Here is a 25498-nt window from a genome sequence, read left to right as displayed (position 1 = left end):
TATCTGGACAATACGGATTACGATGAATAAGCTCCAATCGAATAATCAGTGGGTTTGAAATAAGGATTCCTGATGCGACTCGTTCAACGCTTGAGCATGCGCCAGCTGCGCGCGCTGGTCGCCGTCGCCGACTCCGGCAGCTTCACCGCCGCCGCGCATCTGCTGCACGTCACGCAGCCGGCGGTGTCGATGCAGCTGAAGGAGCTCGAGGAGATCACCGGCGAGGTGCTGGTCGACGGCCGGCGCCAGATCCACCTGACCGCGGCCGGCGAGATCCTCGTGCGCCAGGCGCGCGTCGCGCTCGAATCCATAGAAATGGCCGAGCTGCAGCTGAAGGCGCAGCGCGACATGCCGGCGGGCACGATCGAGGTCGCGGCGATCACCACGTCGGAGTATTTCGTGCCCTATCTCTTGGCCGAATTCGGCCGGCGCTACCCGGACGTCGGCTTCCGCCTGACGGTCGCGAACCGCGAGGTCGTGCACCGGCTGCTGCGCGACCAGCGCGCCGACCTCGCGATCACCGGCGAGCCGCCGAGCGGCCTGCCGCTGCGCCGCATCCCGTTCGCGCCGCATCCGCTGTCCTTCGTCGCCGCGCCCGATCACCCGCTCGCCGGCCGCGCGCGCATCCCGCCCAGCGCACTCGCCGGCGAGCGGCTGCTGCTGCGCGAACAGGGCTCGGGCACGCGCGCGAACCTCGAACGCTTCCTGCGCGCGGCCCATGTCAAGGCGGTGCGCGCCGACGAGCTGGGCAGCAACGAGACGCTCAAGCAGGCGGCGATGGCGGGCATGGGGATCGCGTTCCTGTCGCACCAGTGCTTCGCGATGGAGCTCGCCGCCGGCCGCATCGTGCGGCTCCCCGTGCTCGGCACGCCGGTGATGCGCGAGTGGAACGTGCTCGTGCCCGAGGGCCGCGCGCCGACGCCGGCAATGGTGGCGCTGCTCGACTATTTCCAGGCGGAAGGCGCCGAGCGGCTGCGCGCGCTCGCGGCCTGACCCTTCATCGGCGCAACCCCGCAGCGCGCGGCGCTCCGGCCGCCCGCCGCGTGCGCCGCCCGGATCAGCCATGAGTGGGCGCCTGCGCCCCGCCACCGCCGACGAGAGCGAAGAATTCGCGGCGCGTCGTCGCATCGTCGCGGAAGGCGCCGAGCATCCGGCTGGTGACCATCGCCACCCCCGGCTTGTGCACGCCGCGCGTCGTCATGCACTGGTGCGCCGCCTCGATCACTACCGCGACCCCTTTCGGCTGTAGCACCGCCTGCAGCGTGTCGGCGATCTGCACCGTCATCTTCTCCTGGATCTGCAGCCGCTTCGCATAGGCGTCGACCAGGCGCGCGAGCTTGGAGATGCCGACGACGCGGTGGCGCGGCAGGTAGGCGACGTGCGCGCGGCCGATGATCGGCACCATGTGATGCTCGCAATAGCTCTCGAAACGGATGTCGCGCAGCACGATCATCTCGTCGTAGCCCTCGACCTCCTCGAAGGTGCGCGCGAGCAGTTCCGCCGGATCGGTGCGGTAGCCGGCGAAGAACTCCTCGTAGGCCCGCACGACGCGCGCCGGGGTGTCGCGCAAGCCCTCGCGCGCCGGATCGTCGCCGGCCCAGCGCAGCAGCGTGCGCACGGCGGCTTCAGCTTCCTTGCGGGTCGGGCGGGAGGCAGCGTTGCGCGACTTGGCGGACGGGGTCGACGTCTCCGGTTTCGCGGCCTTCAAAGCCTTCGGCGCGCGCGGCTTCCCACGCGCAGTATTGGTGGATCGACTCTGCGCCCCGGCGCCGTCGCGATCGTGTTCGTCAAGCATGTTCAGTCTCCTGCGGCTACGTTCGGGGGGGCGGGTCGGACAGCCATGCTGCCCGGTCGACCAGAAGCTCGGCGGCCGGCGGCCGGCCGAGAAAGGCTTGCGGGCTCGCGCTCGCGCCATAGGCGCCGGACTGGAACACCACCACGAGGTCGCCCGGCCCGGTCACGGGCAGCTCGATGTCCTCAGCCCAGGTGTCGTGCGGGGCGCACAGCGGGCCGACCAGCGTCACGCGCTCGGTCGCGCGCCGCCCTGCCCCGACCACGGCGATCGGGAAATGCAGGTGACGGCGCCCTTCCAGCGCGCCGGTGGCGTGCCAGTGGTGGTGCGCGCCGCCGTCGACGATCAGGAAGGTCCCGCCGCGCGAAATCTTGCGTTCGACCACGCGCGTCAGGTACAGGCCCGCCTCGCCGACCAGATAGCGACCGAGTTCGAGCGTGAGGCGGGCACCAGGAAGCCGGCGTGCCGCCTCTTTCGACAAGGCGCGCAGCGCATCGCCGACGACCGCCAGATCGAGCGCCGTCTCGCCGGGGAAGCACGGAATGCCCAGTCCGCCGCCGAGGTTCAGTACGCGCACGGGCGCGGGCGCGAAGGACGCGAGCTCGCACGCAAGTTTCAAGGTCGCGCGCTGCGCTTCGGCGATCGCGAGCGCGTCGAGGCAGCGCGAGCCCGCATAGACGTGGAAACCTTCGAAGGCGAGCGGCAGGCGGCCGAGTTCGCCGAGCACGGTCGGCGCGTCCTCGCTGTCGACGCCGAACTTGCGCGGCCCGCCGCCCATCTGCGCGTCGGCGGCGAGGCTGAACGGAGGATTCACGCGCAGTGCGACGCGCGGCCGGCAGCCGTTCGCGAGCGCCGCAAGCCGTCGCGCCTCGGCCAGCGATTCGACGACGACGAGCGCATCCGCGGCGACCGCAGCGGCGAGGTCCTCGTCGCGCTTGCCGGGGCCGGCGACGCTGAGCGTCTCGCCGGCGACCCCGGCCGCGCGTGCGAGCGCGATCTCGGCCGCGGACGTCACGTCGCAGCCATCGACCAGCGGCGCGATGCGTGCAACGACCGCCGGCAGCGGGTTCGCCTTCACGGCGTACAGCAGCGCAAGCCCCGCGGGCAGTTCGGCGCGCAGTTCGCCGATCCTGCGCTCGACGAGCGGCGCCGAGTACAGGTACAGCGGCGTGCCGTGATGCCGTGCGAACTCCTGGAGTGCGGCCGTGCCGCGCCCGTCAGGGAGCTGCCAGCGGCGCTGCAGCGTCGTGAGGAGACCGGTCATCGCCCCACTCCGTCGCGATTGGCCGAGTCCTGTCCGTTAGCGCTCATCGGCCAGCGCCTCGACGATGCGCCAGCCGCGCTTTTCAGCCTCGGCGCGCAAGCGCGGATCCGGGCGGACGACGACGGCTTCGGCGACGCGTTCGAGCAGCGGCAGGTCACTCGCCGAATCCGAATAGAACACCGAGTGCGCAAGCCCCGGCCAGGCGAGTCCGTTCTCGGCGAGCCATTGTTCGACGCGCGCGACCTTCGCAGCGCCGTGGCACAACTCGCCCTCGACCGCGCCGGTGTACCGGCCGTCCCGGATCTCGGCGCGGCTCGACAGCAACTGGTCCAGCCCGAACTCGCGCGCGAACGGCGTTGCGACGACATCGTTGGTCGCGGTCACCAGGGCGCACAGGTCGCCCCGCTCCCGATGCGCGGCCACGAGCGCGCGCGCCGCTTGCGGAATCGTCACGGCGATCTGCGCACCGAACGCGGCGGCCAGCGCGTCGCCTTCGGCCACCGAAAAGCGCGCCAGCGGCGCCATTGCGATCGCATGCAGCCGGGCCACCGGCAGCTCGCCGCGCACATACTGCTGGCAGGCGTCGAGGTAGCGCTCGGGAACGTCGGCCTCGAACGCACCGCGGTCGACGAGAAAGCGCAGGAAAGCCATCCCGCTGTCGTAGGAGATGAGCGTCAGGTCGAGATCGAACAGCGCGATGCAGCGCGGCGTCGCCGCAAGCGCCCGCGCCCGCGCAGCCATCGGCGTCATACCCCGCCCGCCGCGCCGCGCGGTACCGTGTCCGCACGCATCGCCGCCTGCGCCACGATGTCTGCGGGCGCGCGCGCCTCACGCGGCGGCACCGCGTCGCCTTCGTCGGCGACGAGTCCCGTCAGGAACCGCGCCTTCAGCGCGCATTCCTCGAATTCCTCCGCCGCGGTGCTGTCGATGACGATCCCCGCGCCGACCCCCATCCGGCCGCGCTGCAGCTTGCCGTGCGCGGCGTCGAGCGTCAGCGTGCGGATCGCGACCGACAGGCAGAAGTCGCCGCACGCTGCCCCCGACCGCCCCGATCCCGGCGCGTCGATCCAGCCGATGCTGCCGGTATAGAGGCCGCGCGGGGTGCCCTCGAGCTCGCCGATCAGCTGCATCGTGCGGTGCTTGGGCGCGCCGGTGATCGAGCCGCAGGGGAAGAGCGCGCGCAGGATGGCCGGGAAGCCGACCTCGTCGGGCAGGTCCGCCTCCACCGTCGAGGTCATCTGGAACACCGTCGAATACGGCTCGATCGAGAACAGCGCCGGCACGCGCACGCTGCCGACCTTCGCGATGCGGCCGAGGTCGTTCCTCAAGAGGTCGACGATCATCAGGTTCTCGGCGCGGTTCTTGACGTCCCCTTCGAGCATGCGCGCGAGCTCGCTGTCGCCCTCGACGTCCGGTGCGCGCCGCGACGTGCCCTTCATCGGCCGCGTGACGAGACGTCCGTCGTGATGGCGCAGGAAGAGTTCCGGCGAGCACGACAGCACGTGGCTCGGCCCCGGTCCCGCGGGCAGCGCGATGAACGCGCCGTAGGCCACCGGCTGCCGCCCGCGCAGGCGCCGGTACAGCGACACCGGCGAACCGAACACGTCGAAATCGAGCCGGTAAGTGTAGTTGACCTGGTAGGTTTCGCCCTCGCCGATCGCGTGGTGGATGCGCGCGATCGCGTCGTCGAAGGCCTTGCGGTCGACGCTCGCACGCGGCGCGAGGATAGCCGCGGGGGCGCGATGCGCGCCGTCGTACGGGTAACCGGCGCGCTCGTCGGCATCCTGCGCGAGCAGCCAGGCGTCGACCTCGTCGGCCGACAACTGCGCGAGCCGCGCGAAGATCAGCACGCGCAGCGCCCCGCCCTCCGCGGCGGCGCGCGTGTCGACACCGTGCAGGCGCGCGCCCCATTCGTAGTCGGCAAGCACGACCGCATGGCCGCCCGCGCGCAGATCGCGCTCAACACCGCTCCAGACGGCTTCGAGCGTCGCGGGGTCGTCGCAGCGGTGCTCGCGCACGAAGCCGGTGTACAGCCGGCTCGTCGGATACGCGGCGGTGGCGTTACAGTCGTCGAGCAAGGCAAAGCAGGCCATGGGGGTCCTCCTGCGCGGGTTGTGTTGAAGACGACTTTGCCAGCGAGGCCGACAGTCGGCGTTATCAGGGCCGACGCTCTCATGCCTCGCTGCGCTCGAATCCGACCGACCGGGTCGGCGGGCGGCCGGCGCCGGCCGTCAGCTCCAGTCGTCCATGTCGTGGCGGATCGTGTGGCGATTGGCGATCAGCTCGTCGACCGTCGGCTCGTTGGCGAGCGCGCGGCGGATCGCGAGCTTCGTCGCCTCGTAGTTCGTGCGGTACATGTCCTTCTTGTCGAGCTCGGCGTGCGTCGCGCAGCGCGGGTCGATCCACACCAGGCTGATGATGCACAGGCGGTTCGCCTCGGCCTTCGGGATCACGCCTTCGATCAGGCAGTCGACGACGGCATCGGCAGTTGCCGATTGCACGACGCCGCCGAAGAGCTCGATGTTGGCGCTGTCCTTCAAGGTGACTTTCGGAACGAGCATCGTCGCCGGCCGCACCAGCTGGTTGCACGCGCGGATCGCGAACATCGCGGTGTGGCCCTTGCTCTGCGCCATAAGGTTCGCGAAGGCCTGGCCGACCGGGCCGTCGGTGCGGCCGATCAGGATCTCCGGCATCGCGTCGGTGTATTGGCCGTCGGCCGCCAGTACGGTCGCCTCGCCGGCGTGAAAGGTGTAGTCGCTCATGAGTGCTCCAGGGATGGGATGAGGTTGGGTATGAGATCGGGGTTGGGGGCGGCCGGCCGCCGTGGCGACCGGCTCGGTAGGCGGGAGAACTCACCGCCGCCGGCTCAGGCCGGCAGCAGCCATTCCCCCTTGCCGTCGGCGGCGAGATCGCCGACGAAGCGCCGCGGTCGGCCGGCCGCGAGCGCGGCGAACGGGCCGCCGTGCACCGCCAGGCTCCGCGCGAGCAGCGTCCAGATCACCTGCACGTCGTGGCCCGTCGGCACGAAGGTCGGCGGCGGCTCGGGCTGCGGGCCGGCGAAGATCAGCGTGCCGCGGCGCATGCCGTAACCGCAATGTGCGCCGACCGCGCCCGCGACCGTGATCGTGCCGGCCACCAGCCGCGACGCGAGGAAGTCGCCCGCGTCGCCGAACACGACTGCGGTACCGCGCCGCATGCGGTCGCCAAAGCGCGCGCCGGCCTTGCCGCGCACGATGAAGAGGCCGCCGCGCATGCCGTCCATGTCGCCGGGCAGCGCGCTGGCCGCGTAGTCGCCGACGTCGCCGCCGACCTCCAGCCGCCCGCCCGCCATCTCGCACGCGGCGAGCATGCCGGCGCTGCCGGTAACGACGATCTCGCCGGCCCGCATCCCGGCGCCGACGTAGTCCCCGACATCGCCTTCGACACGGATTCGCCCGCCGTCGAGCCCGCGGCCGAGCCCGTCGCAGCGCGACAGATCGCCTTCGAAGACGAGTTCGGGGCCATCGGCGGCCATCGCTTCGACGTCGAAGAATTCGCCGATTGGCACCTGCACGTTGCCGTGCCACAGCGTCCGGCGTGCGACACCCGACGGCGTCTCGCGGTCCAGTGCCTGCGGCACGAATCCCGACAGATCCAGCCGCAACGCGGGTTGTGTGCGGAGCCGCAGGCGGAAGGCCGGGACTATGCTCGTATTCACTCGATTGCTCTCCAACGGGCTATGCCCCGGGGGGCTGGCTTTGCACAGCCAGCCCGTTCCGCAGGCGCGGAGCGTTGCTCCGCGAAACCCCTGCTCCACCCTTGCCCAGCAGCGCGTGCAGGCGGTACAGGTAGGGTCCGAGCTTGCCGCCATAGTTGCCGGCGGAGATGCGCCGCACCCCGGCGGCCGCGCCCCGTGCGACGACCGCTTCCATGCCGACGCGCATCGCCGCGGCCACGTCGCCGTCGGTGAGCCCGTCGATGACGATCTCCATCACGCAACCGATCTCCGGCGTCAATTCGGTCCGCTTCGCGAGCGGCGTCAGCGCCGGGCAGAACGCGTCGTTGCTCGATGCCGGCAGCGACGCGTACTTGCTGCCGATCTTCGAGCCCGAGCGCACCACCCCGCCGGGGAAAGGCAGGATCACGTTCGGCAACGCGCGCATCGCCACGACAGCCGCTTCCGCAGCGCCGAGCGCGGCCTCGGTGTCGTGCGCGAGGATCAGCAGGTTGCCGCCGCCGACGGCCTTGACCACCGGCGTGGTCTCCTCAGCGACGAACTCGCCGTCCATCACCGGCACGCGCCAGAAGCGCCGGCCGTCGATCACTTTCGAGATCTGCCAGCCGTCGCCGAAGAAGCGCAGGTTCTTGCCGAGCGCAGTCCGGTCTGCGTCGGGGGCGGCATCGAGGCCGGCATACACCGCGGTCGTCGGGCAGGTCAGCACGCACTGGCCGACACGCCGTTCAATCTGCTTCGCGAGGTCCTTCCCGGACATCGAAAAGATCAGCACCGCCACCCCCGGCCGCCCGTCCGGCGTCTCACCCGGGTCCAGCACGCGCTCGATGCCCGCTTCGCAGCCGCAGGCGATCACCGAGGTTGCGAAACCGGTCAGCGCGACCGCGGCGTGGTTCGCCCACGTCGCGTTGTGCGCCGTGATGACAAGGCGCGTGGCCTTCATCGGGAAGGCCTCGGCGAAGGTGTCGTCGATCACGACGCCGTTGAGCTCCAGCATCGCCGCGGCGCTCATTTGCGCCCCCCGCGCCCGTGCAGCGGGCATGCCAGCAGGCGCCCGCCGTTCGCGCACGCGCACAGCTCGTCGCGGCCGATGGCAGCGTGGCGCCAGGCGGTCGCCAGATGCTCGTCGGCGTACTTCGCGAGCATGCGCTCGATCGCCGGATCGAACTCCGGCTCGAGGAAATGCGTGCCACCGACCGGCGTCGCAACGAGCCGGCCCTGCTGCACGACCAGCTCGCCGTCCTTGAACACGTATTCCGGGGTCGTGAACATCGCCTCGCGATCGGCGTCTTCGCGATAGACCGCGATGTCGGCCGCGGCGCCCTCGCCGAGCTGGCCGCGGTCGGTGAGCCCGAGCAGCCGCGCGGGCGCGGCACGCGTCATGATCGCGATCTCGTACAGGCTGAGTTCGCGGCCGATCCCGCGCAGTAGCGCGTTAGCGGCGACCTCGGGGTGCAGCTTCGCGAGCTGCTCGTCACGGAAGGACTTGTCCATCAGCAGGCGGATGAGGTGCGGATAACTCGTGAAGGGGCCGCCGTTCGGGTGGTCGGTCGTCAGCACGACGCGCCACGGATCGTCGACCAGCAGGAAGAGCTCGAGGCCGATCGCCCACTGCAGCGCATTGACGAAGCTCTGCTCGCGATAGCGGAAGGGCACGACGCCGCAGCCGGCGTCGCACTCGATGTCGGCGCCGATCCACTTGCGCGGACTGCCGAGGTCCGCGTTCGCGTGCTGGCGCATCGTGTCGCCGGAGGCGGTGACGGTCTGCCCGAAAGTGATCTGGCCGACGTCGATGCTCACGTTCGGGTTGGCATTGACCGCCTCGGCCAGCTCGCGCGCCGCCGACGAGAACTTGCGCGCGCCCTCGGTGCCGTACGCGTGGAACTGCACGTGCGTCAGATGCCCGCGCAGCCCTTCGAGCGCGGCGATCGTCGCGAGCGTCGAGCCGATGTTGCCCGGCACGCCGAGGTTGCTCGCGTGGATGTGCAGCGGATGCGGGATACCGAGCTCGGTGAGCGCGCGTGCGAGCGTCTGCACGACTTGGCGCGGCGTAACGCGCCAGTGCGCGTGGTCTTCGTCGACGTCGAGTTTCCGCTGGTTGAACTTGAACGCCGAAATGCCGCCGGGATTGACGACCTTGACGCCCATCGCGCGCGTCGCGTGGATCGTCCAGCCGACGTAGTCGCGGATGCGCTCGAAGTCCTGGCCCTCGGCGAGCATGCGCAGCATCAGCTCGTCGTTGCCGAGCATCACGTAGGCGCCGTGGTCGAGGATCGGCGTATCGCCCATCTCCATGTGCGCATGGCGCGCATTCGACGGCGCCATCGCCGGCTCGAAGGCCGCGGTGTAGCCCATCTCCGCGTAGCGGTAGCCGGTCGCGAGCGTGCCCGGCGTGCAGCAGCCGGCGGACGCGAGTTCCAGCGGGTTGTCCGGCGCGCGGTTCGCACGGTGGTCCTCGGGCAGCAGCATGCGCGCGAGGTTCACCTTGCCGCCGCCGATATGCGTGTGCATGTCGATGCCGCCGGCCATCACGATCATGCCGGAGACGTCGACTTCGCGATCGACCTTCTCGGCCGGATGCAGCGCCACGATGCGGCCGTCGCGCACGCCGATGTCGCGGACCTCGCCGTCGATACCGTTGGCCGGGTCGATGACGCGGCCGCCCTTCAGACGCAGCGTGGTCATCGCGCCCCTCCTTCCGCGCGCGCCGCGGCGATGCTCGTAGCGATGTCCGCCACGACCGCGGCGACGCCCGGCAGCGTGTCTGCGTAGATCGGCACGAGCGGCAGCACGACGCCGCCGTCGGCGCGGAAGAGATGTCCGGCCGAGCCGATGCCCGGCGTCGACACCGGAATGAACACCGAATTCACCCGCGTCGCGGCCGCTTCGAGCCCCGGGTGGCCGAGCACCACGAGCGGCAGGTCGGTGTCGGGCGGCGCCAGCTCCGGCGAGAACGCGGACACCCACAGCAGCGCATCCACGGCACGCTGCGCGAGGACCTGCGCCGTCGCGTAGCGTTGCGGCTCATGCACGAGCCCGCGCGCATGCACGCCGGTGCGCAGCGGCAGGCCCGACAGCCAGGTCGTCACCTGGTTCGCCGTGTAGCCGCCATCGCCGCCGCCGAGGCAGAACGCCGCCGCGCGCGTCGTGCGGTTGAGCGTATTGACGATGCGCTGGATCGCCTCGGCGACGAGCGCGCCATGCGCCGGCAGGCTGGAGGATTCCCATACGACGACCGTGTAGCGCGCCGCCTGCATGCGGGCGACGAGCGCATCGAGCGCGGGATCGCTCGCGGCCGTACGGCGTCCGGCGAGCCGCGCAGCGATGAGCGCGACGGTGTCGAAAACGTCGCCGGCGAACCCAATCTCCTCCGTCGTGCACGCCTCCAGCCCAGGCGCGGAAGCCGCCATGCGTGCGCCGAGGAAGACGACATGCCGCGCGGGCGCATCCGCGGCCGGCGCCGTGCGGCGGAAGAACTCCGGATAGTGGTCGGTCGCGTTCGTGCCGAGGCAGACGACCAGGTCGGCGCGGTTGCGAATCTCGGCCAGCGTCGTGTAGAAGACGCCGCGGTCCTGCAGCGCGCGGGTCGACACCATCAGCGCGTCGCCATTGGCGTGATCGAGGATCGCACCGCAGCCGTTCGCAAGCCGGTACAAGGCGCGCATGCCGGCGACGTCGGTCGCGAGCCCCGCGAAGAGCGGTTGGGCACTCGCGGCCAGGATCGCGGCGGCCGCAGCGACGGCGCTTTCATGGTCGGCAGCGCGTCCGTCGACCGTGGCCGTCGCCGACGCAGGTGCGGCCCCGAAGCACGACAAGGCCGCGGCTGCACGCCCACAGTCGCTGCCGATCAGCGTCGGCTGCGGCGCAGCCGCGAGCGAAAAACCGTCGCAGCACAGCGGGCAGAACGGGCAGGTCCACGGCCGGCCCGTCGCCGCGGCGGAAGGTGGAGAGGCGGGATTGGCAGTCATGGTCACTCCAAGGCAAGCGACATGCCACTTCGCAGCGCCCCTGCCGCGCAAGCCCTTCGCCCCCGAACGGGCGCCCGACGGCGCTGCTTGGCTCAACAGTGTGTCAGCGCCGCCCGCCGCGGCACGGGACACACTGTCACGAAGCCACATGCCCATCGGCACTCTGGCGGCCAACCGGCGCACAACTCCCGCTTCGGCTGTGCGGATCCCGGCATCTGGCACGAATCCTGAAAGAAGCGGAAACCGGCCCGAACCGCCCCGTTTGCCATGTCCATCCGCCACTTTCCGCCGCCTCGAACGCCGCACCGCCACCGACCGTGGCGTGCCCAACCTCATCTCCCCCTCGGCGACCGGACCGCAGCCGCGGAACGGCTACGCCGACCCCTGCCCGCCCCCCTTTTTCGGGCAGGGGATCATTTATTCCCCCACTGGAGCCGACCACGATGCGCAAGACCCTGATCGCCGCGACCCTGCTGTGTGCCGCCACTGCCGCCTGGGCACACGGCCCGATGCACCAGAAAGTCACCGAGACGATCACGATCGCCGCGCCACCGGAGGCAGTCTGGGAGCGCGTCAAGGATTTTGCCGCGCTACAGAGCTGGCACCCGGCCATCGAATCGTCGCGGGCAACCGCCGGCAACGAGGTCGGCTCGGTGCGCACGCTGACTCTCAAGGGTGGCGGCAGGATCGTCGAGGAACTGACGCGCTACTCCGCAGAGGAGCGCCGCCTGACGTACAAGATGACCGACCCCGGCCCCGTTCCCGTCACGAACTACAGCTCGACGCTCAACGTGCTGCCGGGCGATGGCGGCACCACCCTCGTCGAATGGAAAGCCGGCTTCTATCGCGGCGAGCCCAACAACAATCCGCCGCCGGAACGCAACGACGAGGCGGCGATCGCGGCGGTGACCGGCATCTACAAGGCTGGTCTGGACAACCTGAAGAAACTCGCGGAAGGAAAATGATCGAGGAGTCCGGGGCCGCATCATGCGGCGCAACATACATGGCGTAGCCCCCGATCCGCATCTGCGGGACAAGCCGGCCAGCGGCAGAGAAAACCCTATTTCGAGATCAGCAATTTAAATTTGCTGCAGCGCGGCATTTCCCGTATAAGGAAGCTCGACGCGGGGATAACAAGTGTGCCCAGGGCATACCGTAACCCTACCCAGTTTTCTTTTACGGGAAGGACCCACGATGAAACCGCTGCTCGCATACGCCCTCGCAGGCACCGTCCTGCTTAGCGCCGCTTTCGGCGCGCAGGCCGCCACCGACGACCCGGCCCCCTACGGCAACTACCTGACCTCCAGCGAGGTCCCGCAGTCCCGCCCCGGCTCGTTCGATGTCTACATCGATCCGCCGACCGGCTTCGCGTTCGTCCACACGCCCACCGGCTGGACCTTCACCCGCAAGGTACCGGACGACTCGCTGGTGCTCGCGGAACTGCGGGCAAGGTACCACGCCGAATTGCTGGCGAGCGCCGCGCAGCAATAAGACACAGGGCCGCAATCGCGGCCCTTTCGTTTCCGGCGTCCGATTTTCCCGCGTGCTACCGGCCGGACGTTCCCGCGGCGGCATCGAAATCCTCTCGTTCGACCGCAAGATAGCGGTAATGCACGTTCTGCCGGTGAAGCTCGGGGTAACCCACCCACGTCGCGTAAGCCGGGAGCCGCGCTTCGGCCACCGCCTCGGGCAGACTCGCCCCGCTCGCATATAAGCGCCGCACTTCGGCATCGAGTTCGAGCAGATAGGCGCGCAGTTGCGCAACCGCGTCGAGCGTGACCACCGGCCCGTGCCCCGGCACGACGCGCCGCACCGGCAGGCGTGCGATCCGGCCGAGCGCGGCGACCCAGCCGTCGAAGTCCGCATCCCGCAACATCGGCACACGACCGGCGAGCACGACGCCCCCCGCGTATAGCGTGCCGCTCGCTCGATCGAACACCCCCACACTGCCGGGCGTGCTCGCCCAGCCGAAATCGAGCACTTCGACCTGCCGACCGCCCAGATCGACCTGCCAATCCCCGGTTGCGCTGCTTTCGAGCACCGGCACGCGCGTGCCGGCCATCGCCTCCGCACCGTACTGGGCGATCGCGCGATCCAGACAGATCTGGCAGCGCTGGGCGATGAGCTTGGCACTGTCGGGCTGGGCGACGACGCGCAGCCCCGCGTCCTGCAGGGCTGCCGCGCCGAACAGGAATTCCGGCAACGCGTGCGAGACCAGCGCAAGCCGCGGCGGCCGGTCGGTCGCGCGCCGCAGGGCGGCGAGGACTTCGCGCCCCTGGCGGTACGACGCCCCGGTGTCGACGAGCAGCGCGGCGGCATCACCGACGAGCAGGCCGACGTTGCCGGTTTCCGCGGGTGCGCCCTGAGCGGCCAGCGCCTCGGCAGACAGTACGTAGGCGCCGGGTGCGACCGGCTCGAATTCCGCGGCGCAGCGGGCCGGCGTCGGCACCAGCAGCGCCGCAAGCAGGAGCCACCGGCCGACGGCCGCGCGCACTCAGCCTCCGTCGGCGCGAGCGGCGACCGGGACGCGGCTCTGGAACGTCCGGTCCTCGGTATCGACGACTACGGCCTCCAGCTCGCCGTCGCCGTCGCTGCGGAACACGAAGCGGAAGCTCGGGTTCTCGCTGATCGAGAAATTGACCTCCGCGGCGAACACCGGCTGGCCGCGGTAGCGCACCGTCACCTGACGCACAAAATGCGGCTTCGGGTACAGCCGTGTGAGCTGGTCCATCGCAAGACCGGAAGTATTCGGGTGGCTGATCATCAGCTGCGCCCGCCGCAACGCCCCGCCCGCGCTGCCCGCCTCCTCCACCTTCAGCCGCATGCGGCCGAGGTTCGCCGCAGCCGCGGCCGGATCCTTGCCGGCCGGTGCGGAACAACCGCCGGACGCCTTCACGAAGCGCGTCGCCATGTGGAGCGAGCCGTCGTCCAGCTCGGCGATCGCGCGCACAAAACCGTACTGCTCGATGCGCAGGCGCGTCTCGACATCAGCCCCCCCGCTTGCGGGGCCGAAGTGCAGGGTCGCAGCCACCGGCGACGGATTGCCGTCGACGACCAGCCAGACGGTCTTCACGCCCCGCCCGGTCGCCGGGTCGAGGCGGCTGCGCACGGCGATCGGCACGATCGCGGCGTCCTCGGCGCGGGCGGGCGCTTCGAGCACCAGCGTGTCGGCATCCGCCGCGGCGATCGGCCGTTCACTAAACAGGCCCGCCCGTAGGCTCCGCCACACGGCGTTCGCGTCGGCGTCGTCAGACGCCGCGAACGCCGCGCCACTGCCGGCGACGCAGCAGGTGAGGATCCACTGCAGGAGGTGGCGCATGCCCGCTACTCCCATTCGAGTTCCGCATACGCGGCGGTGACGTTGCGCCGATGATAGGCCTCGGCGAGGAGCCACCCGTTGGCGTCGGCCGGATCGGCGGCGTCGACGGTCTCGCGCAGCGTCTTGCCCGCCGCAAGCGCCGCGCGCACGCTCGCCACGACTTGCCGCAGATAGCGCGACTGCGTGTCCAGGGCCGCCGGCCACGGCGGCGCGATGCGGCCGTGACCGGGGATGACCCGCGTCACCGCCTGCTCGCGCAGCCGTTCGCCGACCGCGATCCACCCCTTGATGCTGCCGTCGACGGAAGGGATGCGCTCATCGAACAGCAGATCGCCGAGCCACAGCGTGCCGCTCGCCTCGTCGAGCACCGTCAGGTCGTTGTTCGTGTGCGCCGTCGGCCAGCGTTGCATGACCAGCACACGGCCGCCGAGGTCGAGGCGCAGGCGGTCATCGACCAGCAGGTCCGGCGCGACGATGCGGCTGCCCGCCGCCGCATCGCCAAGCGCTTCGGCAAGCCCGGCCTCGTAATGCGTAGCGCGCGCAGCGAGCGCCTCGGGAAGGCTCGCGGCGCCGACGAAACGGACGGTCCCGCCGGAAAACGCGGCGTTGCCGAACACGTGGTCCGGGTGCATGTGCGTGTTGATGACGTAGCACACCGGCCGATCGGTGGCCCGGCGCACCGCTGCGGCCAGCGCCTGGCCGACGGCGAGGCTTCCGCCGGTGTCGATGACCGCGACGCAGCGCTCGCCGACGATGAAGCCGACGTTCGCGATGTCGCCGCGGTTCGCCCGCGACGTTTCCTCGTGCCGGCCGGTGTGGACGAAGAGGCCCGGCGCGGCCTCGACGATGTCGAACGGCAGCGCCGTGCCGCCCCACGCCGGCCCGAACGCGGCGAAGGCAAAGGCCATCAGGCGGCGCGCCGCGCGGACGGCAGCGCGCCTCAGCTCATCAGGCACGCCTTGCGCGCCTCGGCCTGGATGGCGCGGAACTTCGACGCCATTTCCCTGCCCGCGCCGTAGGCGCGCATCGTCTCGCCGCGTTCGCCGCCGATGCTGAGCGCGTTGGCGGCGGTCGAGTACTCGACGTACTTGTCATAGCTCAGGCGTTTGGCGATCGCGTCGATCATGCACGAGCACTTGTAGATGGCCTCCTGCGCCGGCCCGTGGGCATCGCGCGCGCAGCCGAGCACGTATTCGACGCGCTCGACCGTCGGAAAATCGTTCGCGGCGAGGGCCGCCGGCGCCCAGGGCGCGATCCCGCAGGCAAGCAGGCAAAACAGTTTCTTCATCATCGCTATTTCCCCTCCTCCGTCATGTAGCCCGGCCCCTGCCGGGGTGCGTCGCCGCCGCCTTCACCGCGAAGTGTCACGACCTCTTCAAGCAGCGGCTGGCCGCCGGCGGGCGCGGCAACGTGCGTGCTCAACTCGTACACGCCGCCCGGCACCAGCCGCGACAGCGTGAACCGATAAATCTTGTTCCCCAATCCCCGCAGCCGCTCCTGCTGCTCGTCGGCGGCGTACGGCCGGATCTCAATGCGTGTGGCCTGCACGGCCTTGCCCTCGTGACTCACGACGACGTCCGACAGCGTCGCAGCCTCCGCAAGCGCGAGGCGGATGCGGTGGCGGAAGTAGTTTTCCTGCCCGCCCAGGCGCCGACGCATGTCGCGCACGTCGGCCTCGAGGAAGTACAGGATCAGCGGGTTGCTGATCGGGTCCGCAACGTCCGGCAGCGCGAGATGCCGCTCGCCGTGCAGGTAGTCGACGTGCACGACCCGTTCCTTGCCCTCTTCGGGGCTTGCGGTCAGCACCACCTCGTCATCGATCTCCGCCTGCCCGGTCTCGCTGTGACGATAGCGGTAGTGCAGGCTCGCTTTGGCCGGCAGGTTGCGAAGATGCGCGTCTTCGAAGACCAGCCGCTCGGCCTCCGAGACGGGGCCGGCGGCGTCGGCCGCGGCGGCGGGCGTCACCGCGAGCAGCGCGGCCAGCAGCGGGAGCGACGACAGCATGCGTCGCATCATCGTTCGTCTCTCGTCGCGCCCGTCGTCCTCCGCAATGCGCACCTCAATGCGTCGCCGTCGCGTGCGGGGTCGAGTCAGGCGCGAGCGGTACGCCAAACTCCTCGAGGATCTTCGCGATTTCGGCCTGGTTTTCGTCGATCAGCGCCTCGATCTGCTGCTTCCAGGCCTTCTCGCCGAAGCGCACGCCCATCGCCATCTCGTAGTCGAACTTGACCCCCCGTTCGGACGAAAGCGGCACCACGCGCAGCACCGCGTCGCTCGCCTTGCGCTGGGTGTAGCTGCCGATCGGTCCCCACAGTACCGCGACGTCGATCGCGCCGCTTGCGAGGTCGCGCGCGATGAGGTCACCAGCCACCTCATCGGGATTCGGGTTCATGATCTTGTACGGGACGCCGCGCTCGACCAGGTCGTGGTGCGCCAGCCACGCCGAGCCGGGCGAGCGGTCGAATACGCCGATCTTCAGGTTGGCGAGCCTGTCCGCAGGCAGCGCGAGGAACTCCTCTTCGGTGCGCACACCGTCGAGCCCCCGGCCGGACGCGAGCACGAGCACGTAGGTCGAACGGTAATAGGGTTTGGTCGGAAGCAGCTGGCCGAAATCGGCCGGCACGCCCATGACGATGTCGCAGGGGTAGTCCTTGCCCGGGAGCTTGTAGCGCAGCGTGTTGCGCACGAAGCCGAGCCGTTGCGGGAAGGTGTAGTTTTCGACCGGCAGGCCGAGCCGGGCCGCGAAGAGGGCGGCGATCCTGTCCTCGAAGCCTTCGCCGCGCGCATCGGTGAATGGAGGGTTGTGCGGGTCCTTGCAGACGCGGAAAGCCTTGCGCGGCGGGGCATCCTCGGCGGATGCCTGCATCGCCGTGCCACCGAGTGCGCATGCGAGGACAAGGAGGCTGCCACGCAGCCATGACAGCGGGCGGTTGATCATGTCATTGCTCGATTTCGACGACCTTGGCGCGCGTGATGGCACCGTCCGAGCGTCCCTTGAGGTACGCGTAGAGCTGGTCGATGTGTTCGACAACCTTCGGATTCTGTCCGAAGCTCGGCATTCCCTTCGCGAGACGTCCGCCGAGCACCGTCGTCTTGAATTCGTCCGGGGTCAGCACTTTCAGCCGCTCGATCAGCGAGGGGCCGACCAGGCCTTCCTGGTTCGGGCCGTGGCAGCGGTCGCACGCGGCCGAACGCCAGGTGCGAAAGCCCTGCATCGTGTTCGGGTCGACCTTGTAGCCATCGACGACGGTGTATAGCGGGTCGCTCAACGCCGTGGCCGGCACCGCGACGCTCGTCATGAGGACCGCCAGGGAACAAATGAGTGCTCGTCTCTTCATCGACTGTCTCCTCCGGTGTCGAAGTCGTTGCGCCCTGCCCGGCCCGAAGGGGGCGGACGGGCGTCTGATTGCCAGTTGAATGGCAGCGGTGCTGGGGGAAACCGCACCGGCGGCGGGTTCGCGACGCCGCCGGTTCGGTTTCCGTTTGCTGCCTCAGTCGGGCAGCGCGAACACCGTGAGCGAGCCGCCCAGCGCGGTGTGCTTCTGCAGGTCGCGATAGCCGCCGACCGCACCCAGGCCTTCGGCGTCCTTCTCGAGACCCGCGGCCATGCCGATACCGGCCCATCCGCCGATGCCCGAATACACACCGACGTACTGCTTGCCTTCATACATGTACGTGAAGACGTTGCCGATGATCCCGGACGGGGTCTTGAACTTCCACAACTCCTTGCCGTCCTTCAGGCTCACCGCCTTCAGGTAGCCCTCGAGCGTGCCGTAGAAGAGCACGTCGCCCGCGGTCGTGAGGGCGCCGCTCCACACCGAGAACTTCTCGGGCTTGGACCACACGATCTTGCCCTTGCCGGCATCCCACGCGATGAAGTTGCCCATGCCGCCGTGGCTCTTCGGCGCCGGATACATCGACAGCGTCGCGCCGACATACGGTTGACCAGCGGTGTATTGGATCTCGAACGGCTCGTAATCCATGCAGACGTGGTTGGTCGGCACGTAGAAGAGTCCGGTCTTCGGATCGAAGGACGCCGGCTGCTGGTCCTTCGAGCCGAGCGCCGCGGGGCAGATCCCCTTCGTGTTCACGTCGGGCCCGTTCTGTTGCGTGCTGTATTTCGCGACGACCTCCGGACGGCCGGTCTTCATGTCGACGTGGGTAGCCCAGTTGACCGCCGGGTCGAACTTCTCGGCGACGAGCAGCGCGCCGGTCGTGCGATCGAGCGTGTAGCCGAAGCCGTTGCGGTCGAAGTGCACCAGCGCCTTGGTCTTCTTGCCCTTGACGTCGATGTCCGCGAGGATCATCTCGTTGACGCCGTCGAAATCCCACTCGTCGTGCGGCGTCATCTGGTACACCCACTTCACCTTGCCGGTGTTGAGGTCACGCGCCCAGATGCTCATCGACCATTTGTTGTCGCCGGGCCGCTGCGAGGGGTTCCACGTACTCGGGTTGCCGCTGCCGTAATAGACGAGGTTCAGGTCCTTGTCGTAGCTGTACCAGCCCCACGTCGTCCCGCCGCCGGTCTTCCATTGATCGTCCTTCCAGGTCTTCAGCGACGAGTCCTTGCCGACCGGCATGAGCTTGCCGTCGGTCCAGGTCACCGTCTTTTCCGGGTCGATCAGCATCTCGTCGTCCGGGCCGGTGCTGTAGCCGCGCCAGACCTGCTTGCCGGTCTTGAGGTCGTAGGCGGTCAGGTGGCCGCGTACCCCCCCACTCGCCGCCCGACACGCCGGTGATGACCTTGTCGCCAAAGACATGCGGCGCATTGGTGTTCACGGCGCCGAGCTTCGGATCGCCGTTCTTGACCGACCACACGACCTTGCCGGTCTTCGCGTCGAGCGCGTCGAGCACGCTGTCGGCGCGTTGCAGGAAGATCTTCCCGTCACCGTAAGCGAGGCCGCGGTTGACGGTGTCGCAGCACATCTGCGCGATAACGGCCGCGTCCTGCTTCGGCTCGTACTTCCACAGGATCTCCTGCGTCTTCAGGTCCAGCGCAAAGACATTGTTGGGGAACGGCGTATGGACGTACATGACGCTGCCGATCACGAGCGGCGAACCTTCATGACCGCGCAGCACGCCGGTCGAAAAGGTCCATGCCGCCTGCAGTTTCTTGACGTTGCCGGCGTTGATCTGCTTGAGCGTGCTGTAGCGTTGGTTGTAGTTGTCGCCTGCCTGCACGGCCCAGTTGGCCGGGTCCTGCAAGGCGCGGTCGAGTTGCGCGTCGGCGTGTGCGAGCCCCGCGCACGTGAAAACGACCCCGGCAATCAGTGGATGCTTCAAGGCCATACTCATTGATGTCTCCTCTTGTTTTCGAGCGTTTCGTTGCCGGGTTTCATCCAGCACCACCGGCCGGTCACAATCGATGCCAAGTCGCCGTCCCTGGGCACCCCGTCGGACGGGCGGGAGGTCGGGCGGCCGGGACAGTTTCCTCCCTGTCCCATCGAGGTAGAACGCAAACGACGTGCCATGACGCGCTGTGCATGCGAATTGCGACGACCCCGACCCGTCACGCGCACCAAAACGGACAGTGCACGGCGTTTTCCGGCGGGAAGCCGCGTGCAGCGGTGTCCGCGCGCGCAGGGACGATTACAAAATGTCCCGTTACACAGTGGTCCCGTTGCCGCACAGTCGGCGACCGCAACGCGGTGGCGCGCACGGTATGCGCAAGTCCCGCGACTGGCGGCGTCTTGGCATGGATCGTGATTTAGACAAGGAAGCGAACGGCCGGTGCGGCCGGTTGCGCCGCCTGCTCAGCGGGAGACGTCGTGGGGAGCGAGACGGCGATCGTGCAGCGCCGATGCGACGAGCCAGGCATCGGCGCCAGCCGCCGCCGCGCGGTCGAGGTCGGCCGCATCGCGGATGCCGCCGGCACCGATGAGCATCGCGCCGGGCGCGCGGCGGCGGATCGCCGCGACAAGTTCGAGCTCGGGCCCGGCGAAAGCACCGACGCGTTCGAGCGTCATGACGATGACGCGGGCAGGCCAGAGCGAAGCGTCGGCCCAGCAGCCGGCCGGATCGAGGACCTGGTCGCCGCGCCGGTCGAGTGAAAGGATCGCGCCGGGGTGGTGCACGAAGGCCTCGCGGGCGGCCTGCGGGGAGGCGAGCGATTCGCTCGCGAACACCGGCGCGACGCGGTCGCCATCGGCACCGAGCTGCCGGACGAGCGCGGCAAACGCCGCCCCGTCGCGGAAGCCACCGTCGAGCCAGAGCGTGGTGGCGGGCAGCGCGGCGAGCAAGGCGGAGAGGACACCGGCCTGCGGCACGCCGCCGGTCAGCGCGTCGAGATCGGCGATGTAGAGGATGCTGGATCCGGTGCAGTCGAGCAGTGCGCGGGCCACCGCCAGCGGCTCGCTGCCGGAGCAGAGTGCGGAACGGATCGGACGGTAGGTGCTGCGCTCGCCGCGGACGGCGCGCACTACCTCGCCGGCGAGCAGATCGATGACGGGGACGACTTGCATGAGTGAGCGAAGAAAGAGAGTGCTGGTCTACGAATGTATCAGCGGCGGAGGCCTCGCGTCTCCCGGCGGCGAACCGCCCGACCCCGGGCTGCTCGCGCAGGGGCTGGCGATGCGCGACGCGCTGGCCGCCGATCTGCAGCGGGTCGACAGCGTCGAGCTCACGTGCGTCGTGAGCCGGCATGCGCCCCTGCCCGCCGCGCTCGCCGGCATTCGCTGCGTCGACGGCGGTGACGGCGGGCTGGCCGCCGCCGATTTCCTCGCCGGCGAAATCCCCGCCTACGACCGCGTGTGGGTCGTCGCCCCCGAGAGCGACGACCTGCTCGCGCAGCTTTCCGACTGCGTGGGCGCCGAGCGCTGGGTCGGCTGCACGACACCCGCGATCCGCGTGGCCGCATCGAAATCGGCGACGCGGCGCTGCCTTGCCGCGAGCGGGATCGACGTGCCGCCTGCGTGGCAGCCGGGCGAGCCCGAACCTGCAAGCGTCGCCGGCTGGATCGTCAAGCCCGACGACGGCGCGGGGAGCGTCGACGCGCAACGCCATGCGCACTTCGCGGCGGCACGCGACGACCTGGTGGCGCGGTTCGACCGCGGCGCCGCGAGCACCCTCGAAGCCTGGATCGAGGGCATTCCGCTGAGCCTGTCGCTGCTGTGCCGCGCGGGTCGGGCGGAACTCCTCGCCGTCAATCGTCAGCGCATCGCGTCATCGCCGGGTGGCGCCGTCGTCTATCACGGGGTCGACATCGGCATCGCGGCGATCGACGGAGCCGCCGGCAGGCGCCTCGCCGCGCTCGCGCAGCAGATCGCCGCGGCCTTGCCGGGCCTCGCCGGTTACGTCGGCGTCGACGTCGTCTGGCCCGCATCGTCGCTGTCCGACGATGCGGCCGCAACCGCAAGACCGGTCGTGATCGAGATCAACCCGCGGGTGACCTGCGCCTACGTCGGCTTGTCCGCGGCGCTCGACCGCAACCTCGCCCGCGAGATCCTCGACTCCGACGCCGCGGAGGTCGCGCATGGCCCGCACTGACTCGCAGAGCGACCGCCCGGCCGTGGTCGGCTGGGACATCGGCGGCGCCCACGTCAAGGCGAGCCTGGTCGTCGACGGCTGCGTGCGCGACGTGGCGCAGTGGGCGGCCCCGCTGTGGCAGGGACTTACGCACCTCGACGCGGCCATCGACGCCGCGATCGAGCGCTGGCCCGGCTTCGGACGGGCGCGCCACGCCGTGACGATGACCGCCGAGATGACCGACCTCTTTCCCGACCGCGAGGCCGGCGTAGCCGCGCTCGTCCGACGGCTTGCCGAGCGCCTCGGCGACGCGACCCGCTTCTTCGCCGGCCGGGCCGACTGGGCGAGCGCCGAGGACGGGCCGGCACGCTGGCGCGACGTCGCCTCGGCCAACTGGCTCGCGACCGCGTTCCAGGTCGCCGCCCGCCACCCCGACGCCCTGCTCGTCGATATCGGCAGCACGACGACCGACCTGATCCCGATCCGCGACGGCGCCCCGGCCCCGCACGGTCGCGGCGACGCCGAGCGGCTCGCGAGCGGCGAACTCGTCTATGTCGGGGTCGTGCGCACCCCGCTGTGCGCACTGGCGCGCCGGATGACGTTCGGCGGCGAACGCTACAACGTCATGAACGAGTTCTTTGCCACCACCGCCGACGTGTTCCGCCTCACCGGCGAGCTCGACCCCGAGCACGACCAGCATTCCGCCGCTGACGGCGGCGACAAGAGCCAGGCGGCGAGCTGCCGCCGCATCGCGCGCATGATCGGAATGGACGCGCGCGACGCCGACGCCGCGGCCTGGGTAGCGCTCGCCGAGCGCTGGCGCGCCGCGATGCTCGTCCAGATCACCGCCAATCTCGTGCGCGTGGCGGCACAGGCGGGGCTGCCGCCGGACGCGCCGCTCGTCGGTGCGGGTTGCGGCCTGTTCCTCGCGCGCGAGCTCGCACGCCACGGCCACCACCCCTTCGTTGCCTTCCATTCCGTCGCCGGCCTCAACGCCGCCGCCACCGACTCCGTCCATCGGTGGGCGGACACCTGCGCGCCGAGCGTCGCCGTCGCCCTCCTCCTCGACCGGAGTTCATCATGTGGGTAATCAAGATCGGCGGCAGCCTGGCCAAGGATCCCCTGCTTGTCGACTGGCTCGAACACCTGCACGACCTCGGCGGCGGACGGGTCGTCATCGTCCCCGGCGGCGGCCCGTACGCGGACAGCGCGCGGCTCGCGCAGGCCGAATGGCATCTCGACGACGTCGTCGCGCACAACATGGCGGTCCTCGCGATGGGCCAGTTCGCGTTCATGCTGCAGGGCTTGTGCCCCGGCCTCGTGCTCGCGGCCGACGAGCGCGAGCTCGAGCGCACTGTCCATAGCGGGCGCGTCGCACTGTGGATGCCGCTGCAGCTCCTGCGCCGCGAGGCCGACGAGCTGACGAACTGGGACGTCACCGCCGACAGCCTCGCGCTGTGGCTCGCCAACCGGCTCAACGCCGAGCGCGCGATCCTCGTCAAATCCTGCCCGATCGCGGTGACGACGCCGGCGCCAGACGACTGGGGCATGCTCGCGGCCGAAGGCATCGTCGACCGGCGCTTTCCGGCATTCGCCGCAGAGGCGGCCTATCCCATCCACCTGCTGGAGCGCACCGGCATCGCGCGGCTCAGGGAGCTCCTGCTCGCCCCAACCGCAGTGTGAGCCACGGCGTGACGAACCGGCCCTCAGCGCAGGGCCGTTCGGGCCGCTCCCCGCATCATCGCGAGTGCGCCGCCGATCCGCGCGTGGGCGCTGACGACCAGTATGCCCAGCAGCACCAGCGCGGTCCCCGCGACGAATCGCGGTTCGAGCGTCTCGCCGAGCAGCACTGCCCCGAGCGCGACCCCGAACACCGGGGTCAGGAACGAGAACACCCCCAGGCGCGACGCGAGGTAGGTGCGCAGCAGCCAGAACCACGCGAGAAAGCTCGCGAACGACACGATGAGCGACTGGAACGCGAGGCTCGCGACGGCGCGCGGCGTGGCGACGAACGCGTTCTGGTCGGTGGCGAATGCGCCCGCGAGCAACAACACCGCGGCGCCAATCAGCTGGTACAGCAGCGTCTGCGCCGCAGGCGCGGTCGACAGGCGCGACATGCGGATTGTCACCGTCGTCGCGCCCATCGCGAGTCCGCCGAGCAGCGCGAGCAGGTCGCCCCAGAGCGACAGCGGACGCACGGCGGCCTCGGCATCGCCCTTCCCGAGGAAGGTCACGGCGACGCCGCCGAAAGCGAGCGCAATGCCCAGCCATTGCAGCCGCGACAGCCGCTCGGTGGGCACTTTCCAGTGCAGGCCCAGCGCCGCGAAGATCGGCGAGGTATAGAGCAGCACGACCGTGTGGCCGGCGCTCGTCAGGAGCAGCGCCTGGCCGACGAACAGGTATTCGAGGGCGAACAGCAGGCCCGCAACCATCCCCGGCCGCCAGGTGTCCCAGGCCAGCCGCTCGCGCCGCCAGAACAGGATGCCCCCGACGAGCACCGCCGCGATGCCGGATCGAAGGCCGATCTGCAACACGGGGGCGATGTCATTGGCCACCGCCTTCAGCACCACCTGCTGCAGGCCCCACACGAGGCACAGCAAGGTCATCAGGCCGGCGGCGCGCGTATCGAGGGCGAGGCGGGGGTCCATCGGAGATCTCCAGCGAATCGGGTGATGGCTGAAGTGTGAAGATGGCGGTATCAACTGATATAGTCAGAATCCGCCAATCGCTAGCAACGATCCGCCAATCCCGCGCCACCACGCACAGACCCTCGCACAGACATGAAGCACTTCCGCAACATGCAGCGCATGGAACCGCAGGGCGAGCACCTGCCCGCGCCGATCCACTTCCGTGCCACGGCCCTGCCGGCGAACACCCTCTTCCCGATGCACAAGCACGCCGGCGGCGAATTCGTCTATTCGTTCAGGGGCGTGATGGAAATCCAGGTCGAACGCGAACACTTCCTCGCCCCGCCCCAGTACGGCGTGTGGCTGCCGCCCGGCGTCGCCCATGTCGGCCTCAACCGCAACGAGGCGGGATACTGCTCGCTGTACGTCGCCGCGCCGCTGTGCGATCGCCTGCCCCGCAATCCCTGCGCGCTCGCCGTCAGCCCGCTCATCGTCGCGCTCCTCGACCACCTGCGCCTGCAGGCGCCCGACACGCTTCGCGACGCCGAAAACACCCGCCTCCTGCAGGTGCTCGTCGACCAGCTCGCACACGCCCCCTGCGCCGGCAGCTACCTCCCCTCCTCGTCCGATCCGTCGCTCGGTGCCGTGCTCCGGTTCCTCGACACCCACCCCGACGACAACCGCACGATGGCCGAGCTTGCGCGGCTCGCCAACACCACCGAACGCACGCTGTTGCGCCGCGCCCAGCGCGATCTCGGCATGCCCCTCTCGGAATGGCGCCAGCGCCTGCGCATCCTCAAGGCCATGCCGCTCCTCGCCGCCGGGCGCACCGTCGAAGCCGTCGCCCTCGAACTCGGCTACGCCAGCGCCTCGGCCTTCATCGCGATGTTCCGTCGCCTGATGCAGCAGACGCCGGCGGAGTTCCGCAAGGGACGAGGGTAAGAGCCGCCACATGCCTGTTGCGGCAATTCGACGAGGCAGATTCAGTTGGGTTATGGCCCGGTTCTTGGGAGCTGGAGCTCGGAGAAATGTACATACCACTATTGGTAGTGCAACATTTAGCTAAATGCACTATATATAGTTAAAACACTTGACGAGGATATGCAGAAAGTCATAGACTGACGTCGTTGATGGTTCCCCTCCCGGGGATTAAAAGGGAATCCGGTGCCGGACCGAGCGTCCGAATGCCGGAGCTGCCCCCGCAACTGTAATCGGCGAGCGCTTCGCCCCTGTATGCCACTGGACATGTTCCGGGAAGGCTTGCGAAGCGCGATGACCCGAGAGCCAGGAGACCTGCCGCCGACAATCAGCAAAAGCGCTGCGGGGATGCGGCGGCCAGTGCAACTGCCCCT

Annotated in this window: 25 protein-coding genes, 1 pseudogene and 1 riboswitch; of the genes and pseudogenes, 7 read left to right on the top strand and 19 right to left on the bottom strand. The window is 69.8% G+C overall.

What is annotated here, in order from left to right; genetic code table 11:
• Positions 1-72: 72 nt before the first annotated feature.
• The gene (locus tag CDA09_RS11560) at positions 73-993 is read left to right on the top strand and encodes a LysR family transcriptional regulator (RefSeq protein WP_121428768.1); all 921 of its coding nucleotides are present in this window, start codon (positions 73-75) and stop codon (positions 991-993) included.
• A 64-nt stretch (positions 994-1057) separates the two neighbouring features.
• On the opposite strand, the gene folE is transcribed toward CDA09_RS11560, so the two are convergent.
• From folE to CDA09_RS11515, 9 genes are all read right to left on the bottom strand, one after another.
• Positions 1058-1795 carry a GTP cyclohydrolase I FolE gene (gene folE, locus CDA09_RS11555; protein WP_286164093.1) on the bottom strand — a complete coding sequence of 246 codons (738 nt, stop codon included), beginning with the start codon at positions 1793-1795 and terminating at the stop codon, positions 1058-1060.
• A 16-nt stretch (positions 1796-1811) separates the two neighbouring features.
• Positions 1812-3056, bottom strand: a complete 1245-nt coding sequence (locus CDA09_RS11550) for an alanine racemase (RefSeq protein WP_121428766.1) — start codon at positions 3054-3056, stop codon at positions 1812-1814.
• A gap of 36 nt (positions 3057-3092) precedes the next feature.
• Positions 3093-3806, bottom strand: a complete 714-nt coding sequence (locus CDA09_RS11545; protein ID WP_286164092.1) for an HAD family hydrolase — start codon at positions 3804-3806, stop codon at positions 3093-3095.
• Positions 3803-5149, bottom strand: coding sequence for an aminodeoxychorismate synthase component I (gene pabB / locus CDA09_RS11540; RefSeq protein WP_121428765.1), 1347 nt, complete (start codon positions 5147-5149; stop codon positions 3803-3805). Before pabB ends, CDA09_RS11545 begins: the two co-directional genes overlap by 4 nt.
• A 138-nt stretch (positions 5150-5287) precedes the next feature.
• Positions 5288-5818, bottom strand: coding sequence for a formaldehyde-activating enzyme (gene fae / locus CDA09_RS11535; protein WP_121428763.1), 531 nt, complete (start codon positions 5816-5818; stop codon positions 5288-5290).
• A gap of 104 nt (positions 5819-5922) precedes the next feature.
• Positions 5923-6753, bottom strand: coding sequence for a formylmethanofuran dehydrogenase subunit C (locus CDA09_RS11530; RefSeq protein WP_286164091.1), 831 nt, complete (start codon positions 6751-6753; stop codon positions 5923-5925).
• Positions 6754-6772: 19 nt separating this feature from the next.
• Complete coding sequence (fhcD, locus tag CDA09_RS11525) at positions 6773-7780, bottom strand: formylmethanofuran--tetrahydromethanopterin N-formyltransferase (protein ID WP_286164090.1); 1008 nt, start codon at positions 7778-7780, stop codon at positions 6773-6775.
• Positions 7777-9453, bottom strand: coding sequence for a formylmethanofuran dehydrogenase subunit A (locus CDA09_RS11520; protein WP_121428759.1), 1677 nt, complete (start codon positions 9451-9453; stop codon positions 7777-7779). The genes fhcD and CDA09_RS11520 overlap by 4 nt, the downstream gene beginning before the upstream one ends.
• A complete protein-coding gene (locus tag CDA09_RS11515) occupies positions 9450-10736 on the bottom strand; it encodes a molybdopterin-binding domain-containing protein (RefSeq protein ID WP_121428758.1) in 1287 nt (428 codons plus the stop codon). The genes CDA09_RS11520 and CDA09_RS11515 overlap by 4 nt, the downstream gene beginning before the upstream one ends.
• Positions 10737-11179: 443 nt before the next feature.
• Here CDA09_RS11515 and CDA09_RS11510 point away from each other — a divergent pair, with 443 nt between their 5' ends.
• Together CDA09_RS11510 and CDA09_RS11505 are read left to right on the top strand one after the other, a co-directional pair.
• Entirely contained in the window at positions 11180-11701 is a 522-nt protein-coding gene (locus CDA09_RS11510) for an SRPBCC family protein (RefSeq protein WP_121428756.1), read from the top strand.
• Between the two features lie 229 nt (positions 11702-11930).
• The gene (locus CDA09_RS11505; RefSeq protein WP_121428754.1) at positions 11931-12227 is read left to right on the top strand and encodes a hypothetical protein; all 297 of its coding nucleotides are present in this window, start codon (positions 11931-11933) and stop codon (positions 12225-12227) included.
• A 55-nt stretch (positions 12228-12282) separates the two neighbouring features.
• On the opposite strand, the gene CDA09_RS11500 is transcribed toward CDA09_RS11505, so the two are convergent.
• From CDA09_RS11500 to CDA09_RS11460, 9 genes and pseudogenes are all read right to left on the bottom strand, one after another.
• Positions 12283-13230: an MBL fold metallo-hydrolase gene (locus CDA09_RS11500; protein WP_121428752.1), complete on the bottom strand. Its 948-nt coding sequence runs from the start codon at positions 13228-13230 to the stop codon at positions 12283-12285.
• Positions 13231-14055 carry a quinoprotein dehydrogenase-associated SoxYZ-like carrier gene (locus CDA09_RS11495; RefSeq protein ID WP_121428750.1) on the bottom strand — a complete coding sequence of 275 codons (825 nt, stop codon included), beginning with the start codon at positions 14053-14055 and terminating at the stop codon, positions 13231-13233.
• A gap of 5 nt (positions 14056-14060) precedes the next feature.
• Positions 14061-15011, bottom strand: coding sequence for a quinoprotein relay system zinc metallohydrolase 2 (locus CDA09_RS11490; protein WP_121428748.1), 951 nt, complete (start codon positions 15009-15011; stop codon positions 14061-14063).
• Complete coding sequence (locus CDA09_RS11485; RefSeq protein ID WP_121430833.1) at positions 14996-15346, bottom strand: hypothetical protein; 351 nt, start codon at positions 15344-15346, stop codon at positions 14996-14998. The genes CDA09_RS11490 and CDA09_RS11485 overlap by 16 nt, the downstream gene beginning before the upstream one ends.
• 2 nt (positions 15347-15348) lie before the next feature.
• Positions 15349-16071: a hypothetical protein gene (locus tag CDA09_RS11480; RefSeq protein WP_286164089.1), complete on the bottom strand. Its 723-nt coding sequence runs from the start codon at positions 16069-16071 to the stop codon at positions 15349-15351.
• Positions 16072-16114: 43 nt separating this feature from the next.
• The gene (locus tag CDA09_RS11475) at positions 16115-16993 is read right to left on the bottom strand and encodes a quinoprotein dehydrogenase-associated putative ABC transporter substrate-binding protein (protein WP_121428746.1); all 879 of its coding nucleotides are present in this window, start codon (positions 16991-16993) and stop codon (positions 16115-16117) included.
• Position 16994: 1 nt separating this feature from the next.
• Complete coding sequence (locus CDA09_RS11470) at positions 16995-17393, bottom strand: c-type cytochrome (RefSeq protein WP_286164088.1); 399 nt, start codon at positions 17391-17393, stop codon at positions 16995-16997.
• A gap of 153 nt (positions 17394-17546) precedes the next feature.
• Positions 17547-19350: pseudogene (locus tag CDA09_RS11465) on the bottom strand (methanol/ethanol family PQQ-dependent dehydrogenase).
• Between the two features lie 458 nt (positions 19351-19808).
• Positions 19809-20516, bottom strand: coding sequence for a HisA/HisF-related TIM barrel protein (locus CDA09_RS11460; protein WP_121428742.1), 708 nt, complete (start codon positions 20514-20516; stop codon positions 19809-19811).
• A gap of 19 nt (positions 20517-20535) precedes the next feature.
• On the opposite strand from CDA09_RS11460, the gene CDA09_RS11455 reads away from it, so the two are divergent.
• From CDA09_RS11455 to CDA09_RS11445, 3 genes are read left to right on the top strand one after another with little or no spacing between them, the layout of a single operon-like run.
• Positions 20536-21540: an ATP-grasp domain-containing protein gene (locus tag CDA09_RS11455; RefSeq protein WP_286164087.1), complete on the top strand. Its 1005-nt coding sequence runs from the start codon at positions 20536-20538 to the stop codon at positions 21538-21540.
• Complete coding sequence (locus tag CDA09_RS11450; RefSeq protein ID WP_121428740.1) at positions 21527-22609, top strand: hydantoinase/oxoprolinase family protein; 1083 nt, start codon at positions 21527-21529, stop codon at positions 22607-22609. The genes CDA09_RS11455 and CDA09_RS11450 overlap by 14 nt, the downstream gene beginning before the upstream one ends.
• A complete protein-coding gene (locus CDA09_RS11445) occupies positions 22600-23202 on the top strand; it encodes an amino acid kinase family protein (protein WP_121428739.1) in 603 nt (200 codons plus the stop codon). The genes CDA09_RS11450 and CDA09_RS11445 overlap by 10 nt, the downstream gene beginning before the upstream one ends.
• Positions 23203-23225: 23 nt before the next feature.
• On the opposite strand, the gene CDA09_RS11440 is transcribed toward CDA09_RS11445, so the two are convergent.
• Positions 23226-24167, bottom strand: a complete 942-nt coding sequence (locus CDA09_RS11440; protein WP_121428738.1) for a DMT family transporter — start codon at positions 24165-24167, stop codon at positions 23226-23228.
• Positions 24168-24299: 132 nt separating this feature from the next.
• Here CDA09_RS11440 and CDA09_RS11435 point away from each other — a divergent pair, with 132 nt between their 5' ends.
• A complete protein-coding gene (locus CDA09_RS11435; protein ID WP_121428737.1) occupies positions 24300-25088 on the top strand; it encodes an AraC family transcriptional regulator in 789 nt (262 codons plus the stop codon).
• Between the two features lie 172 nt (positions 25089-25260).
• A riboswitch (cobalamin riboswitch) is annotated at positions 25261-25461 on the top strand.
• The last annotated feature ends 37 nt before the right edge of the window (positions 25462-25498 follow it).

The sequence above is a fragment of the Azoarcus sp. DN11 genome (genome assembly GCF_003628555.1).
Taxonomy (GTDB): Bacteria; Pseudomonadota; Gammaproteobacteria; order Burkholderiales; family Rhodocyclaceae; genus Aromatoleum.
Note: the sequence above shows the minus strand (reverse complement) of the source record. Positions and strands in the feature narration are given on the sequence as shown.

Excerpts from the sequence above, each read along its gene's own strand:
- CDA09_RS11545 (WP_286164092.1), bottom strand. The coding sequence starts at position 3,806 with ATGACGCCGATGGCTGCGCGGGCGCGGGCGCTTGCGGCGACGCCGCGC.
- pabB (WP_121428765.1), bottom strand. The coding sequence starts at position 5,149 with ATGGCCTGCTTTGCCTTGCTCGACGACTGTAACGCCACCGCCGCGTAT.
- CDA09_RS11550 (WP_121428766.1), bottom strand. The coding sequence starts at position 3,056 with ATGACCGGTCTCCTCACGACGCTGCAGCGCCGCTGGCAGCTCCCTGAC.
- fhcD (WP_286164090.1), bottom strand. The coding sequence starts at position 7,780 with ATGAGCGCCGCGGCGATGCTGGAGCTCAACGGCGTCGTGATCGACGAC.
- folE (WP_286164093.1), bottom strand. The coding sequence starts at position 1,795 with ATGCTTGACGAACACGATCGCGACGGCGCCGGGGCGCAGAGTCGATCC.
- CDA09_RS11460 (WP_121428742.1), bottom strand. The coding sequence starts at position 20,516 with ATGCAAGTCGTCCCCGTCATCGATCTGCTCGCCGGCGAGGTAGTGCGC.
- fae (WP_121428763.1), bottom strand. The coding sequence starts at position 5,818 with ATGAGCGACTACACCTTTCACGCCGGCGAGGCGACCGTACTGGCGGCC.
- CDA09_RS11485 (WP_121430833.1), bottom strand. The coding sequence starts at position 15,346 with ATGATGAAGAAACTGTTTTGCCTGCTTGCCTGCGGGATCGCGCCCTGG.
- CDA09_RS11515 (WP_121428758.1), bottom strand. The coding sequence starts at position 10,736 with ATGACTGCCAATCCCGCCTCTCCACCTTCCGCCGCGGCGACGGGCCGG.
- CDA09_RS11470 (WP_286164088.1), bottom strand. The coding sequence starts at position 17,393 with ATGAAGAGACGAGCACTCATTTGTTCCCTGGCGGTCCTCATGACGAGC.
- CDA09_RS11435 (WP_121428737.1), top strand. The coding sequence starts at position 24,300 with ATGAAGCACTTCCGCAACATGCAGCGCATGGAACCGCAGGGCGAGCAC.
- CDA09_RS11475 (WP_121428746.1), bottom strand. The coding sequence starts at position 16,993 with ATGATCAACCGCCCGCTGTCATGGCTGCGTGGCAGCCTCCTTGTCCTC.
- CDA09_RS11495 (WP_121428750.1), bottom strand. The coding sequence starts at position 14,055 with ATGCGCCACCTCCTGCAGTGGATCCTCACCTGCTGCGTCGCCGGCAGT.
- CDA09_RS11480 (WP_286164089.1), bottom strand. The coding sequence starts at position 16,071 with ATGATGCGACGCATGCTGTCGTCGCTCCCGCTGCTGGCCGCGCTGCTC.
- CDA09_RS11445 (WP_121428739.1), top strand. The coding sequence starts at position 22,600 with ATGTGGGTAATCAAGATCGGCGGCAGCCTGGCCAAGGATCCCCTGCTT.
- CDA09_RS11510 (WP_121428756.1), top strand. The coding sequence starts at position 11,180 with ATGCGCAAGACCCTGATCGCCGCGACCCTGCTGTGTGCCGCCACTGCC.
- CDA09_RS11505 (WP_121428754.1), top strand. The coding sequence starts at position 11,931 with ATGAAACCGCTGCTCGCATACGCCCTCGCAGGCACCGTCCTGCTTAGC.
- CDA09_RS11450 (WP_121428740.1), top strand. The coding sequence starts at position 21,527 with ATGGCCCGCACTGACTCGCAGAGCGACCGCCCGGCCGTGGTCGGCTGG.
- CDA09_RS11440 (WP_121428738.1), bottom strand. The coding sequence starts at position 24,167 with ATGGACCCCCGCCTCGCCCTCGATACGCGCGCCGCCGGCCTGATGACC.
- CDA09_RS11520 (WP_121428759.1), bottom strand. The coding sequence starts at position 9,453 with ATGACCACGCTGCGTCTGAAGGGCGGCCGCGTCATCGACCCGGCCAAC.
- CDA09_RS11560 (WP_121428768.1), top strand. The coding sequence starts at position 73 with ATGCGACTCGTTCAACGCTTGAGCATGCGCCAGCTGCGCGCGCTGGTC.